We start from the raw sequence: 13595 nt of genomic DNA on the forward strand, positions 1-13595 counted from the left end.
ACCGGTGATCGTGGTGGTGGGGCACGGCGATCTGACCGTGCCCACGCTGGAGTTGGTGCAGACCGAGCTGAAGGACCGCCTGGGGCGGCTCACCGAGGACGCCGGCGGTCTCGTCCGCGCGGGGGCGGGACTGCCCCTGGCGTTCGGGCGCGCGGTACGGGCAGCGGGACGCAGACTGATCGTGCTGCTGCCGACCCAGCGCTCGGTCCCCGCCGTCCTGCCGGAGCCCGACCGCTCGGCGGCCGCGGAACTGCTCATGCTGGCCGAACACGTACGGCTGCTGGGCTTCGACCCCGCCGACCGAAGCGCCTGCATCGGCGCCGACGAACAACTGGTCGCCGCCGCCCACAAACTCCTGGCCGTATGGGACGGCTCCCCGACGAACGGCAGGGACGCCACCGCCCACCTCGTCGCCTACGCCCGGGCCCGGGGCATCCCGGTGGAGGTGGTGTGGCCGAGGGGCGCGGCGCGGGTGTCCGCCGGATCCTAGGTCGTCCGGGCGACCGTGCCTCGGATCCCGGGTGTGCGTAAGAAGGGGCCCAGGGGCCGTAAGGCGGCCGAGGGATCAGCGCCTGCGGGGCCTGTGTGCGTCGGTCCCGGCGCCGAGGGCTCCATGCCGCGGGACACCAGCGCGAGCAGCATCCGGTTGACCTCGGCCGGGCGCTCCAGCGGGAGCATATGCGCTGCTCCGGGAAGGACGGCGAGTTCGGCGAAAGGGGTCCGCTCGGCGAGGGTACGGGCGTGGGAGGCCGGGGTGACCTGGTCGTCGGCGCCGACCGCGACGAGCACCGGACACCGGCCCAGGGCGGGCAGGGCTGCAAGCTGGTCGTGGGCCATGAGGGCCGGGTAACAGGCGGCGATCGTCAGGGTGGGCACCCGGGACATCGCGCGGATGGTGACTCGCGCGGCGATCGGGTCGACCGGCGCCCCGTACAACAGCGGGCGGGTCACGTGGAAGGCGAGCGGCCCGGTGCGGCGGCGCACGGCGTCCACGGTCCGGGGCAGCCGTGCGAGCGTGGGCAGGCCTGCGGCGAGCGCGACGTGCAGCAGTTTGGCCGCGGCGGGCGGCAGCCCCATCGGGGTGCCGTTCAGCTGCCCGGCGGAGGTGGACAGCAGCGCGGCTCCGGTGACGCGGGTGCCGAACAGTTCGGGGTGGGTGGCCGCCAGGGCCATGATCGCCATGCCGCCCATGGAGTGGCCCACGAGCACCACGGGCCCCTGCGGCGCGGTTGCCGCCAGGACGTGATGGAGGTCTTCGGCGAGGCGGTCGATGGTGACGGGCGCGGTGCCCAGGGTCGACCGGCCGTGGCCGCGTTGGTCATAGCTCACCAGCCGGGCGGCTCGGCCGAGGACGGGGATTTGGAAGTGCCAGGCAGTCGAATCGACCATGTAGCCGTGGCAGAGCACCACGGTCAGCGGCCCGCTCACATTTCCCGCCACGTAGGCGCGAATCCGGGCGCCGTCGTTCGTGGTGACAGCGATGGCGTGCATCGGGCTTCCTCCTCTCCCCGTACAGCTGCCCCGGAGGCCCGTTCCCACGGGGCTCAAGGGAACACTAGGGACCGGGGGGACCTGCGGGGGAGAGGTCGGGCGGGCTGCCCGAAGAGCCGTTCGGCCCCCAAACCGCACACATTCCGGCCCTTGCCGGCAGAGGCAGGCCGAGGCCGGATCGCTGTGCCCGCATCCGGCGTGGCACGCTGGAGTCATGGACGTGCGCCCTCCCGTAGTGGTGCTCCCGCCTGCGCAGGACGGGGGACGGCGGGTGACGATCCATGGTGAGCGCATGGGCACCGCCTACAGCCTCTTCGACGTGCTGGACTTCCTGCACCGCGGGGGCCTGCCCGCCACCGACACGGCGATCGACGATCCTGAACTGATCGACTGGCGCGGCGGCGGACCCTACGACTGGAACAGCACGGTGTAGTGCTGGTGCAGGCGGATCTCCCGCCCGCGGGCCTGTGCAGGATGCCGTCAGCCGAACTCTCGGACGGTGATGCCGGAGAACGTCGCCGTGCCCCCGTCCGCGTAGACGGAGATCCCGGAGTCACCCGTATCGAAGTACACCTGGTGGGACAGAACGGTGTGCCCGGCGTTGACGAAGACCTCGACGCTCTGCTTGTCCACGAGGACCTTCAGGTGCACGGACCGTGCGGCCGGGTCGATGGGCGCGTTGCTCTGACCGTAGGAGCCGAAGGAGTAGGCGGGCCGGTCGGAAGGCCGCCGGTCGACGTAGACGGACCCCTGGAAGACGCCGATGTTGGTGTGGCGAGTGCCGTCCGCCGACTTCCCGACCGACACGCCCACGTTGATTGCCTGGTCCCAGCCGATGTCGAGGTCGAGCTGGTAGGACGAGCCCTGGTACGGCAGGTCGACGCTCCCGGCGGTGGTGACGTCGCTCGGGGTGAGGGTGCGGGTGACGTGGTTCTGCAGCGTCGAGGCGGGCTGGGAGAGCAGGGAGTACCAGCCGCCCGGCTGCTTGGCCAGCCGCAGTTCGCGGACCACGGACATCTGGCCGTTGTAGCCGTCGGTGACATCGGTCGGCACATCGCGGGCCGCGTAGTGCCAGTTGTTCATCCAGGCGATCGCGAACCGGCTGGTGGCCGGGTTGGCGGCGTTGGGCCAGGTGACGGCCGCGTACCAGTCCCAGCCCCAGTCCAGCCACTGCGGGTCGCGGCTGTCGGTGGTGAAGGAGGTGCCGTTCCAGGTGCCGGTCCAGTAGGCGAACGTGTCGGGTCGGCCGCTGTAGTCGCCCTGGGTACTGGCGCCGAGCACCCAGTGGCCGGTGCCGTCGTCGGCGGTCATCTCGAACAGGTCGGGGCACTCCATGCCGCCGATGTTGGGGGTGGTGTAGCTGAACGTGGACTTGTACGTCCAGTTGATCAGGTCGGGCGAGGTGTAGAACCACATCGACTGCCAGCGGCCGATGACCGCGATCCATTCGTTCCGCACGGCGTCCCAGTGGATCTTCGGGTCGCGAAACCAGTCGTTGTGGTCGGGGTTGGATATGACCGGCGGCCCGTAGGCGGTGAAGGTGTACCCGCCGTCGGTCGACCAGTACAGGTACTGCTCCTGGTCGTACCGGTCGCCGCCGGTGGGCTGGGTGGCGAGGACGACGATCGCGCCGGCGCCGAACCCGGCCGTGTCGGCGGTGTCCACCACCCCGGAGCCGGTCCATACGGGGAAGTCGGTTCCCATCGGGATGCCGATGCCCTGGTCGGTGAAGGTGACGTTGTCCGTCGTCGTCGCGTGCTGCCACCAGCCCGGCGCGTTGTTCTCGGCGCTGTGCAGGTAGTACAGGTGGTAGGCGCCGCCGGTGTGGATCGGCCGCTGCGGGTCGCAGAGCCAGCCGGACGGCGGGGTCATGTGGAACACGGCGCGCAGCGAGGGCCCGGCGGCTGCCGCGGCCGGGATGCGGGTCGCCGCGCCCAGCAGTGTGGCGGCGGTGACGGCCCGTAGGACGGTGCGTCGGGAGGGGTTCGGCACGGTGCGGATCCTTCCTGTCGGAATCGGGATCGGTGGAGCGGCGCAACCGAGAGCGGGTACGCGGGCAGGACGGAGCTGCCCGTCCACGTGCGGTGGGCAGGCGGGTGTCGGGGAGCGTCAGCCGCGGGGGGCGGCGGTTACCGAGGAGCGGTGTACCGGCGGGCAGTCGACGGCCACCCGCTCGCCGTCGGCGGGCCGGTGGAGGCCGAGCAGCAGCCGTACGCCGACGCGGCCGAGTTCGTAGTGCGGCAGGGCGACGGTCGACAGCGGGGGCCGCAGATGGGCGGCGATGACCTCCTGGTTGTCGAAGCCGACGACGGCCAGGTCGTCCGGCACGCGCAGACCGCGCTCGCGCACCCCGTCGTACAGGCCCATGGCGACCCGGTCGTTGTGGCAGAAGACGCCGGTCACCTGCTGGTCGAGCAGCCGGCCGACCGCCTCGAAGCCGCCCTCCTGGTCCGGCTGGGCGTCGACGACCAGGCCCGGGTCGTAGGGCACGCCGGCCTCGGCGAGCGCCTCGCGGTAGCCGGCCAGGCGGCCGTCGTGGGCCGGCGAGGGCGTGGTGGTGTTGATGAAGCCGATCCGGCGGTGGCCCTCGGCCAGCAGCATCCGCGTCGCCTGCCGGCCGCCGGCGATCTCGTCCGGCACCACGGCGGGGATGCCGCTGTCCGAGGCGAAGCAGTTGACCAGGACGCAGTCGGTCTCGGTGAGCGCGGCGGGCAGCTTGACCTCCCGGTGGTACCAGGCCGAGTACAGGACGCCGCGCACCTTGTGCTCCAGCATCATGGCGATGGCCTCCGTCTCGGCCGCCGCGTTGCCCTCGGTGTTGGCGACGAGCAGCACATAGCCGTGCTTCCAGGCCTCGTCCTGGGCGCCGCGGATGATCTGTCCCGCGAACGGCGTGGAGGCGATGGCGTCGGCGACCAGCCCGATGAACCGGGAGCGGCCCTTGACCAGGTCCTTGGCCATCGCGTTCGGCCGGTAGCCGAGCTCCTGGATGGCCCGCTGGACCCGCTCCCGGGCGTCCTTGCCGATCCGCGCGCCCTTCTTGTCGTTCACGACGTGGGACACGGTGGACACCGACACCCCGGCGGCCTGCGCGACATCGCGCATGGTGACGGCTCGTGGTGTGCTCTCGTCCATCTGCCTCATCCCTTGTTCGCTCCGCTCTCCAGTCCGTAGATCATGGCCTTGTTGAGCACCAGGAAGACAAGCAGGAGCGGTGTCACGGTGATGCATACGGCGGCGAAGGTCGCCGTCCAGTCGGTCTTGCCCATCGCGCCGATGTAATTCTGCAGCCCCAGCGGGATCGTCTTGAGGTCCTCCGACAGTACGAACGTATTGGCGAAGATGAAGTCGTTCCAGATGAAGATGCTGTTGACCATCACCACCGTGACGATCGTGTTGACCGACATGGGCGCCGTGATCTGCAGAAAGATCCGGTACGGCCCGGCGCCGTCGAGGGAGGCGGCCTCGTAGGTCTCCCGCGGGATGTACTGGAAGAACGACGAGAACAGGTAGATCGCCATCGGCAGCGAGAAACCCGCCAGCGGGATGATCATCGACGGGTAGGTGTCGAGCAGCCCGACCTCGGTGTAGTCGATGAACAGCGGGACGAGCGCGATCTGCACCGGCACGATGATCCCGATGAGGAACATGGCGCGCACCGCGTTGCTGAACCGGAAGCCCAGCACCTGGATCGCGTAGGCGCCCATCATCCCGCACACCACGATCAGCACGTCCGCGCCGGCGGTGACGATCAGGCTGTTCAGGATGTACCGGCCGAGGTCGCCCTGCTCGAACGCCCGCGTGTAGTTGTCGAGGGTGAAGGTGGTCGGCAGCCCGAAGGGGTTGCCGGAGGCGAAGTCCTGCTCGTCGCGCACGCTGGTGAGGAACAGCCACACCAGCGGATACACCTGGACGACGACCAGGGCGGCGACGAGCACCCGGGACAGCACCCGGTAGACGTCCGGGCGGCGTCGGGCAGGGCGGCGCGGGGCCGGCGGGCGGGTGCCGTCCTTGGCCGGGGCGACACGGGTGCGGGTGAAGGTCTGCGTGGACATCAGACGGCCTTCCGCCTCAGAACGAGCAGGATCAGACCGACGGCGACCAGGCACTCGATCACGATGAACACCGACATGGCGCTCGCGTAGCCGAAGTCCGTGCTGGTGAACGCGGTCTTGTACATGTAGGTGGTGACCAGTTCGGAGGACTGGCCGGGGCCGCCGTTGGTGAGCAGGTACGGGATGTCGAACCCGCGCAGCGCGTAGGTGGTGGCCATGATCGTCGTCGTCATCCACACCGGGCGGATGTACGGGAACCGGATCCGGGTGAAGATCTGCCACTGGTTGGCGCCGTCGAGCCGGGCGGCCTCCTCGATCTCCTTCGGCACGGTGAGCAGGGCGGCGTACAGGATCACCGTGTACAGGCCGATGAACCGCCAGCCCTCCGGGGCGGATACGGCGGCCAGCACGGTGCTCGTGTCGGACAGCCAGGGGCGTTCCAGGCTGCCGAGTCCGACGGCGCGCAGCAGCTCGTTGAGCAGCCCGACCGGTTCCATCGAGTAGATGCGCTGGAACAGGAACGCGATGGCGATCGTCGAGATCACGGCGGGCAGCAGGTACAGCACCTTGAGCAGCTCGCGGCCGCGGGTGAGGGAGGCGAGCAGGCTGGCCACGGCGAGCCCGCCGCCGAGCTGGAGGACCAGGCAGACCAGTACATAGCCGAGCTGGTTGGTGAAGGTGGTCCAGAACGTCGTGTCGCCGGACAGCATGAACCGGTAGTTCGACAGCCCGACGAACTCCATGTCGGTGATGCCGTCCCAGGAGAAGAAGCTGAGCACCAGCGACTGCACGATCGGCAGCAGCACAGCGACGCCGTACAGGAGCAGGGGCGGAAGGAGAAAGACTGCGACCGACAACTTGGAGCGGTTGGGAAGCATGACGGCCTTTCCGGGCGGGGGTGCGGGTTTGGGCGTGCACCCCCGCCGGCTGGGATCACTTGAAGTACTTCGGGGCGTTCTGCGCGAGCGCGGCGTCCATCGTCGAGACGAAGTCGGACGGGGAGGCATCACCCTGGACGAGCAGCACCAGTTCGCGCTGGAGCCGGGTGTTGGTGGTGGGGTCGAGCTGGGTGTCCCACGGCATGGCGAGCTCGGCGCCGACCTCGTCGGCCGCGGCGACCGCACGCTCGTACAGCGGCGTGGCGTTCTCGGGTACGGCCGTCTCGGCGTTCGTCGTCGGTGACAGCTCGCCCGTGGCGGCGTACCGCTTCGGGTACTCGGTGAGTGCGAACTTCAAGAAGTCGCGCACCAGCGGGTCGTAGGTGCGGGCGTTGACCGCCATGCCGATGCCGGAGGGGGCGACGAACTCGTTGGCGGCGGTCGCCGACCCGGCTGTCGTCGGGAGCGTGAAGAAGTCGACGTCGTCGCGCACGGCCTCGTTCAGCTCGGTCGTCGCGAGGCTGCTGAGCTCCCAGGTGCCGATGTTGTAGACGGCGGCCTTGCCGGTGGTGAACTGGTTCTGGGCGTCCGCGTAGCCGGTGGAGGAGAAGCCCTCGGCGAAGCAGTCGGCCTTGCCCAGCGCGCTCAGCCACTCGGCGGCCCGCAGCCCGGCCGGATCGCCGAACTTCGCCTTGTTCTGCTTCAGTTCGCGCACGTACGACGGGCCTGTGGTGCGGAACGGATGGTAGGCGGCGTACCGCTCCAGCGGCCACTGGTCCTGACCGTCCAGCGCGATCGGGGTGACGCCCGCCTTGCGCAGCGCGGTGCACATGGCCGGGAAGTCGTCGAGCGACTCGGGCACTTCGACACCGGCCTTGGTGAACAGCGCCTTGTTGTACCAGAAGAACTCCAGCTGGTACTCGAAGGGGATCATGTAGAGCGAGCCGTCGTCGAAGCGCTGGTAGTCCAGCGCCGGTTTGCGGTAAGTGTCGTAGATCCCGAGGCTCTTGAGCAGCTTGGCGGCGTCCATCATGCGGCCCTGCTTCGCGAGCTTCTGCGCATACGGCGTGGCGTCGGTGTCGAACAGCTCGGGCAGCTTGTCCGCGGCGGCGAGCGTCTCGTACTTCTGGATGTACGACGGGCGGTCCGGGGTCGTTATCAGGTTCAGCTCGAACCCGGGGTGGTCCTCGGCGTACTCGTCGGCGATCTCGGTCATGGTCTGGATGACCGCGCCGTCCGCCGGGCGGGAGAGCAGCCAGGAGATCTCCCGCGGCTCGATCTTGCCCGAGGGGTTGACGTCCGAGGGGCTCGTACCGCCGCTGCCGCCGCATCCGGCGAGCGTGAGGGCGAAGGCGACAGCTGACGTCACCCAGGCCGACCTGAGGGCTCTGTTCATCGGCGTTCTCCTTTGAACGGGTTCCGCTTCGCTGGGGGTTACTGCGTGGTGGCGCGTCGGCGCACCTGGAGATCGCGGACCTTCACGGAGCCTTCGCCCGCGAAGATCCCGAGCCGGTCCTGGGTGCCGTCGTACAGCCGGGTGCTGAGGCAGACCTGGCGGTCCAGGACGACCACGGCGATGTCGTCCTCGACGATCACTTCGAGCGTGTGGGACTCGCCGCCGAGGTCGGCGGGCCGTTCGAGCTCGATCACGAAGGGCACGTCACCGGAGATCTGCCACTGGGCATCCCCCGTGCCGCGGCGGGGCCAGCGGTCGAGGACCATCCGGCCGCGCTTCGGCTCCAGCCGGACGAGATAGCCGTGGTCGCCGTCGGCGCTCGCCCTGAGCAGCAGTCCGCACTCCGTGGTGCCGGGGGCGATGTCGAGTTCCGCGCGGACGTAGTACTGGTCCGGCATCGGCTCGGTGCCGACGGCGCACGCGAAGCCGTCCGGTGCCTCAAGTGCTGTGGGCGGAAGGCCTGCCGGGATGTCCTCGTCGAACGTCGCGACGATCTCGGCGGGGACGCAGAAGCCCAGCGTCCCGTCGGCGTTCTGCACCGCCTCCAGCACCGACAGGGTGCCGGCCCACTGCCAGGCGCCGTCGTCGGTGTTGCCCTCGCGGGTCGCGATCCACCCCGCGAAGAAGCGGCGTCCGGCCACCTCCGCCGACTTGGCGGCGTAGAAGGCGCGGCCGTCGACGGTGTCGCGGTCCGGCGTCAGCCAGGGGCCGTCGGGGCTCCTGGCCATGCGGTAGCGGGTGGCGAAGGCGTCGGAGAACTCGGAGTGGACCAGGTACCACCAGTCGCCGAGCCGGAAGACCTCCGGGCACTCGTGGGTGATGTAGCGGCGCGGGTCCCAGAACGGCTCGGCGGGCTCCCAGGTCACCAGGTCGGCCGACACGCACTGGGCGATGACGCCGCGGCGCCGTGCGGGGCCGGTGCGGTGGCGGGCGGCGATCAGCATCCGCCACACACCGTGGCGCTCGTCGCGGAAGACGAACGGGTCGCGCCAGTCGGCGGTCTCGTAGCCGTCCGTGGCGCCGAAGGTGTGCTCGGGGTGCTTCACCCACGTACGCATGCCGTCCACGCTCGTGGCGTGCATGACCAGCTGGAGCGGCTGCCCGTCGGCGCCGGTCCGTTCGGGGTTCTGGCCCGTGTAGAAGAGGTGGTGCACGCCGTCGGCGTCCCGGACCACGCTGCCGGTGTAGGCGTTGAAGTCGGCCTCGGTGGGGGTGCCGTGCGCCAGAGCCACCCCGTGGTCCTCGAAGCGCACCAGATCCCGCGTGGTCACGAGGGACCACGGGGTACCGGGCTTCGGAGTCTCCCGCCGCTCGTGCAGGTAGTAGAGCCGGAGCTCACCGTCCTGCTCGAACGGAATGACATCCCCCACCCAGCCGTCGGATGGCTGGAAGAAAACGCGCTGTCGCACCGCGACCCCCTTGCTCAAACGTTTGAGCAGGAGCGTAAAGTCGGCGTAACACTTGGTCAAGCGTTTGAGCAGAGGTTGCCTGTTCTGCGTGAAGGTCCAGTTCCGGACGTTGAGAAAGGGTCTCCGGCCGCGTCCGTTCCAGAGCAACCAAAGGTTGCGCATCCGGTGGTGGCGCTCTAAAGTCATACGCAACCAAAGGTTGCGAGAGATGGGTGAGCCGGATGGAGTACGGCAGCATTGAGCGGGAGATTCGCATCGAGGCCACGCCCGAGGTGGTCTACGAGGTCGTCAGCAAGCCCGAACACCTACGGGAGTGGTGGCCCGACGAAGCGGAGCTCGATCCGGTGCCCGGAGCCACCGGCGTGATCTCGTTCGGCGACAGGAGTGCGCCGGACGCAATGGTCGTCCCCGTCACGGTGATCGAGGCCGATCCGCCCCGGCGCTTCTCCTTCCGCTGGGTGTACGACGAGAGCGAGGTGGCCACCCCGGCCAACTCGCTCCTGGTGACCTTCGATCTGGTCCCGTCGGGCACGGGCACGCTGCTGCGCTTCAGCGAGACGGGGTTCCGGGAGAAGGGCTGGGAGGCGGCCGTGCTCGAAGAGCAGTACCGCGAACACGTCACCGGCTGGGACCACTTCCTGCCGCGCCTCGTGACCTATGTGGCCCGACTGGTGTCGACGCCATGAGCCTCACCATCGACGACGAGCTCTGGTCGGCGGTGGGAGACCCGACCCGCCGGCGGATGCTCGACCTGCTGCTGACCGGCGGCGGCGGGACGGCGACCACGCTGAGCGAGCAACTGCCGGTCACGCGGCAGGCGGTCGCCAAACACCTCGGCGTGCTCGACCGCGTCGGGCTGGTCCACGTCACCCCGTCCGGACGCGAGCGCCGCTACCAGGTGGACGAGGCGCAGCTCGCCCGTGCCGTCGCGCAACTGTCGTCGGTCGGGGCCGCCTGGGACGCCCGGCTGCAGCGCATCAAGCGGATCGCCGAGGCGATTCAGCGCAGCCAGGAGGGCTGACCCCGCAGAAACGAATGTCGCCAATCCGTGGGCGGCGCCGATGAACCGCGCCCCGTTGCGGGGTGCATGGACGAGAAAGAGGCAGTGAGATGGTGGACATCCTGCACAGGATCGGAATCACGTCGTCCCCCGGTGACGTCTACGCCGCCTTGACCACGGTCGACGGGCTGGCCGGCTGGTGGACGCAGGACACGGACGGCGACGCTGAGGTCGGGGGAGTGCTCCGGTTCCGCTTCGAGCCCGGCGGGTTCGACATGAAGGTACTGGAGGCCCGGCCCGCCGAGCGCGTGCTCTGGGAGGTCGTCGACGGCCCCGAGGAGTGGATCGGCACGCACGTTCGGTTCGACCTCAAGCAGGAAGGCGAGTTCACGATCGTGCTGTTCCGGCACGAGGGCTGGAAGGAGCCGGTGGAGTTCATGTACCACTGCAGCACGAAGTGGGCGACCTTCCTGATGAGCCTCAAGAAGCTGGTCGAAACCGGCAAGGGAGAGCCCGCCCCGCACGACGTCAGGATCAGCAACTGGCACTGAGCGCTCCGCCGGTAGCGCCGCGATGTGCGCCGTCGGTCGTGCGCGGCGCCGTTGTGGCTGGCCGCGCCCACGGGGCGGAGCCGCATATGGATACGGCCCCGCGCCGCTGAGCGGGCCGGCGCACCGGCTAGCCGACGTCCCGCCGTCGGAAGCCCGCCAGGCCGGCTGCCGTCAGGGCGGCGGCGAGCGCGGTGAGCAGCAGGGGAGCGGCGATGGTCGCGTCGTCTGCGGGCAGGTGCGGGATGTGCTCGAAGGGGGAGGCGTCCCTGGCCCAGGCGGGCAGGTCGAGGACTCCGCCCAGGAGGCCGATGACGAAGCAGACGATCAGGAAAGCCCACGCGGCGACCGCGGCCCGGGGAAGCAGCCCGAACAGCGCGATGGCCAGGCCGACGACGAGCCACAGCGCGGGCGTGTAGGCGAGTGCGGCGCCGGTGAGCCGGGGGACTTGATCCCATCCGCCGCCGGTCGCGCCGTAGGCGAGACCCGTGCCGAGGCCCGCGACGGCCAGCACGATGACGCTTCCGGCCAGCGCCACCGCGAGGTGACTGCCCATCCAGCGGGCCCGCGAGACCGGCGTGGCCAGCAGCGGCTCGGCCCGCAGCCCGGTCTCCTCGCCCTGCGGGCGCAGCGCGGACTGGACGGCGAAACCGGTACCGATGAGCGCGACGATCAACAGGGACTGGGCGAGATAGGAGTCGGTCAGGTCGGCGGTCCCGAACTGGGCGACGAGGTCCTCCATCGTCTCGTTGTCGCCGATGAAGTCCTCGACGTCGGCGGCGACCCAGCCGTAGGCGAGGCCGGTGAGGAACACACCGCAGCTCCAGCCGATGAGGCTGCCGCGTTGCAGCCGCAGCGCCAGACCGAGCGGCCGGCCGAGTCCGGGTGCCGCGCGCGGCGGGCCGGGCCGGGGCGGGACGAGCCCCGCGCCGACGTCACGCCGGTCGGCCAGGGCGACCGCTGCGGTGAGCGCGGCGCCGACACCGACGGCCGCGACGAGGAGGGGCCACCAGCGTTCGCCCGCGTACGGACGGGACTTCTGGACGAGGCCGATGGGGGAGAACCACGACGCGGTGCCGTCGCCGACGTCCCCGACCGCCCGCAGGACGAAGGCCGCGCCCAGCACGGCCCCGGTGCTGCCGTGCACGACCCGGGTGTTCTCCGAGATCTGGGCGGCGACGAGGGTGAACGCGGCGAACATCAGCCCGAGGAAGGTCAGTGCGGTGCCGAAGGCAAGGGAACCCGCCGTGGGCAGGTCCATGGCGAGCAGGCCGAGGGCGACCGCGCCACCGACGGCCACGTTCATGCCGGCCACGACGAGCAGCGTGGCGGCGGCGTTCGCGTGGCGGCCGACCGGCAGGGAGCGGATCAGCTCGGCGCGGCCGGCCTCCTCCTCGGCCCGCGTGCTGCGTCCGGTCATGAAGATGCTCATGAGGGCGACCATGACCAGCCCGGAGGCACCGACCTGGAAAGCCACCTCGCCGCCGAGCGTGTCCAGCGCCAGAGGAGGCCCGTTGAAGGCGATCGCCGCGGCGTTGTCCTCGCTGGCCTCGGCCGCCACGTCGAGATCGTGCTGCGTGGGGTACAGGCCCTTGACGCTGGCCGCCGTGAGCAGCACCAGCAGGGGTACGGCCACCGTCCACACCAGGACGCGTATGCGGTCACGGCGCAGCATCAGCCGGACGAGCGTGCCCGTGCCGGTGAGCTCCGTCGACCGGGTCATGAGCGCTCTCCCTGCTCGTCGCCGTAGTGGCGCAGGAACAGCTCCTCCAGCGTGGGTGGTTGGCTGGTGAGGGTGCGGATGCCGAAGTCGGTGAGCCGGCGCACCGCGTCGTCCAGGTGGTCGGTGTCGACGTCGAAGCGGGCCCGGTGGTTCTCGACGCGCAGATCGTGCACGCCGGTCAGCGTGCTCAGGCCGGTGGGCTCGCGGACCGTCTCCACGTCGATCGAGGTGCGTGTCAGATGCCGCAGCTCGGCCAGCGTGCCGCTCTCCACCGTGCGGCCCGCGCGGATGATGCTGACCCGGTCGCACAGGGCCTCCACCTCGGCCAGGATGTGGCTGGACAGCAGCACCGTGCGGCCCTCCGCCTTCACCTCGCTGATGCAGTCCTGGAAGACGTTCTCCATCAGCGGGTCCAGGCCCGAGGTCGGCTCGTCCAGGAGCAGCAGCTCGGCACGGGAGGACAGCGCCGCCACCAGTCCCACCTTCTGCCGGTTGCCCTTGGAGTAGGTGCGCGCCTTCTTCGTGGGGTCCAGCTCGAACCGCTCCAGCAGCTCGTCCCGCCGGACCGGATCGAGGTCGCCGCGCAGCCGACCGAAGACGTCGATGATCTCCCCGCCGGTGAGCTTGGGCCACAGACTGACGTCGCCCGGCACATACGCGATACGCCGGTGCAGGGCGACGGCGTCGCGCCAGGGATCGCCGCCCAGCAGCCGCACTTCACCCGCGTCGGCCCGCAACAGCCCGAGCAGGACACGGATGGTCGTGGTCTTCCCCGCGCCGTTGGGCCCCAGAAAGCCGTGCACCTCGCCCTCGGCCACGGTCAGGTCCAGCCCGTCCAGGGCGCGGGTCGGTCCGAAGGTCTTCACCAATCCCGAGGCGCGTACGGCGGCGGCGTCCGTGCCGTCGGGAACGCTGCGGCGTCGTGGTGCGGAAACAGTGGACATGGACCCTCCTGTGTCGGCTCCTTCCGAGGATCTCGGAACGGGCGGCGGCACGGCAGAGGCCGAACGTCCCGGGCGGCCCGTCACCTGGGCC

The 13595-nt window shown here is 70.3% G+C and carries 14 protein-coding genes; 5 read left to right on the forward strand and 9 right to left on the reverse strand.

Annotated elements, in window-relative coordinates:
- Positions 1–4 precede the first annotated feature (4 nt).
- Positions 5–490 (forward strand): hypothetical protein, encoded by a 486-nt coding sequence (locus AB0Q90_RS13175; protein ID WP_363161912.1) that lies wholly within the window; start codon positions 5–7, stop codon positions 488–490.
- On the opposite strand, the gene AB0Q90_RS13180 is transcribed toward AB0Q90_RS13175, so the two are convergent.
- On the reverse strand, positions 487–1491 hold the full coding sequence (locus AB0Q90_RS13180; protein ID WP_363161913.1) for an alpha/beta hydrolase: 1005 nt from the start codon (positions 1489–1491) through the stop codon (positions 487–489). The genes AB0Q90_RS13175 and AB0Q90_RS13180 overlap by 4 nt on opposite strands.
- A gap of 214 nt (positions 1492–1705) precedes the next feature.
- Here AB0Q90_RS13180 and AB0Q90_RS13185 point away from each other — a divergent pair, with 214 nt between their 5' ends.
- A complete protein-coding gene (locus tag AB0Q90_RS13185; RefSeq protein WP_363161914.1) occupies positions 1706–1924 on the forward strand; it encodes a hypothetical protein in 219 nt (72 codons plus the stop codon).
- Positions 1925–1971: 47 nt separating this feature from the next.
- Here the strand turns inward: AB0Q90_RS13185 and AB0Q90_RS13190 are convergent, their stop codons facing one another.
- The 6 genes from AB0Q90_RS13190 to AB0Q90_RS13215 all read right to left on the reverse strand — a co-directional run bounded on the left by AB0Q90_RS13190 (position 1972) and on the right by AB0Q90_RS13215 (position 9289).
- Entirely contained in the window at positions 1972–3483 is a 1512-nt protein-coding gene (locus AB0Q90_RS13190) for a glycoside hydrolase family 32 protein (RefSeq protein ID WP_363161915.1), read from the reverse strand.
- 117 nt (positions 3484–3600) lie between these two features.
- The gene (locus tag AB0Q90_RS13195) at positions 3601–4626 is read right to left on the reverse strand and encodes a LacI family DNA-binding transcriptional regulator (RefSeq protein WP_363161916.1); all 1026 of its coding nucleotides are present in this window, start codon (positions 4624–4626) and stop codon (positions 3601–3603) included.
- A gap of 5 nt (positions 4627–4631) precedes the next feature.
- Entirely contained in the window at positions 4632–5546 is a 915-nt protein-coding gene (locus AB0Q90_RS13200) for a carbohydrate ABC transporter permease (protein ID WP_363161917.1), read from the reverse strand.
- The gene (locus AB0Q90_RS13205) at positions 5546–6424 is read right to left on the reverse strand and encodes a sugar ABC transporter permease (RefSeq protein WP_363161918.1); all 879 of its coding nucleotides are present in this window, start codon (positions 6422–6424) and stop codon (positions 5546–5548) included. Before AB0Q90_RS13205 ends, AB0Q90_RS13200 begins: the two co-directional genes overlap by 1 nt.
- A 55-nt stretch (positions 6425–6479) precedes the next feature.
- Positions 6480–7820, reverse strand: coding sequence for an extracellular solute-binding protein (locus tag AB0Q90_RS13210; protein ID WP_363161919.1), 1341 nt, complete (start codon positions 7818–7820; stop codon positions 6480–6482).
- A gap of 38 nt (positions 7821–7858) precedes the next feature.
- Entirely contained in the window at positions 7859–9289 is a 1431-nt protein-coding gene (locus tag AB0Q90_RS13215; RefSeq protein WP_363161920.1) for a family 43 glycosylhydrolase, read from the reverse strand.
- Between the two features lie 221 nt (positions 9290–9510).
- Here AB0Q90_RS13215 and AB0Q90_RS13220 point away from each other — a divergent pair, with 221 nt between their 5' ends.
- The 3 genes from AB0Q90_RS13220 to AB0Q90_RS13230 all read left to right on the forward strand — a co-directional run bounded on the left by AB0Q90_RS13220 (position 9511) and on the right by AB0Q90_RS13230 (position 10840).
- On the forward strand, positions 9511–9975 hold the full coding sequence (locus tag AB0Q90_RS13220) for an SRPBCC family protein (protein WP_363162094.1): 465 nt from the start codon (positions 9511–9513) through the stop codon (positions 9973–9975).
- Positions 9972–10310 carry a helix-turn-helix transcriptional regulator gene (locus AB0Q90_RS13225; protein WP_363161921.1) on the forward strand — a complete coding sequence of 113 codons (339 nt, stop codon included), beginning with the start codon at positions 9972–9974 and terminating at the stop codon, positions 10308–10310. The genes AB0Q90_RS13220 and AB0Q90_RS13225 overlap by 4 nt, the downstream gene beginning before the upstream one ends.
- 89 nt (positions 10311–10399) lie before the next feature.
- Entirely contained in the window at positions 10400–10840 is a 441-nt protein-coding gene (locus AB0Q90_RS13230; protein WP_363161922.1) for an SRPBCC domain-containing protein, read from the forward strand.
- A 127-nt stretch (positions 10841–10967) separates the two neighbouring features.
- Here the strand turns inward: AB0Q90_RS13230 and AB0Q90_RS13235 are convergent, their stop codons facing one another.
- Both AB0Q90_RS13235 and AB0Q90_RS13240 read right to left on the reverse strand, forming a co-directional pair.
- On the reverse strand, positions 10968–12560 hold the full coding sequence (locus AB0Q90_RS13235) for an ABC transporter permease (RefSeq protein ID WP_363161923.1): 1593 nt from the start codon (positions 12558–12560) through the stop codon (positions 10968–10970).
- Positions 12557–13504: an ABC transporter ATP-binding protein gene (locus AB0Q90_RS13240; RefSeq protein ID WP_363161924.1), complete on the reverse strand. Its 948-nt coding sequence runs from the start codon at positions 13502–13504 to the stop codon at positions 12557–12559. The genes AB0Q90_RS13235 and AB0Q90_RS13240 overlap by 4 nt, the downstream gene beginning before the upstream one ends.
- Positions 13505–13595: the final 91 nt, after the last annotated feature.

Source organism: Streptomyces sp. NPDC079141 (assembly GCF_040686775.1).
Lineage (GTDB): Bacteria > Actinomycetota > Actinomycetes > Streptomycetales > Streptomycetaceae > Streptomyces.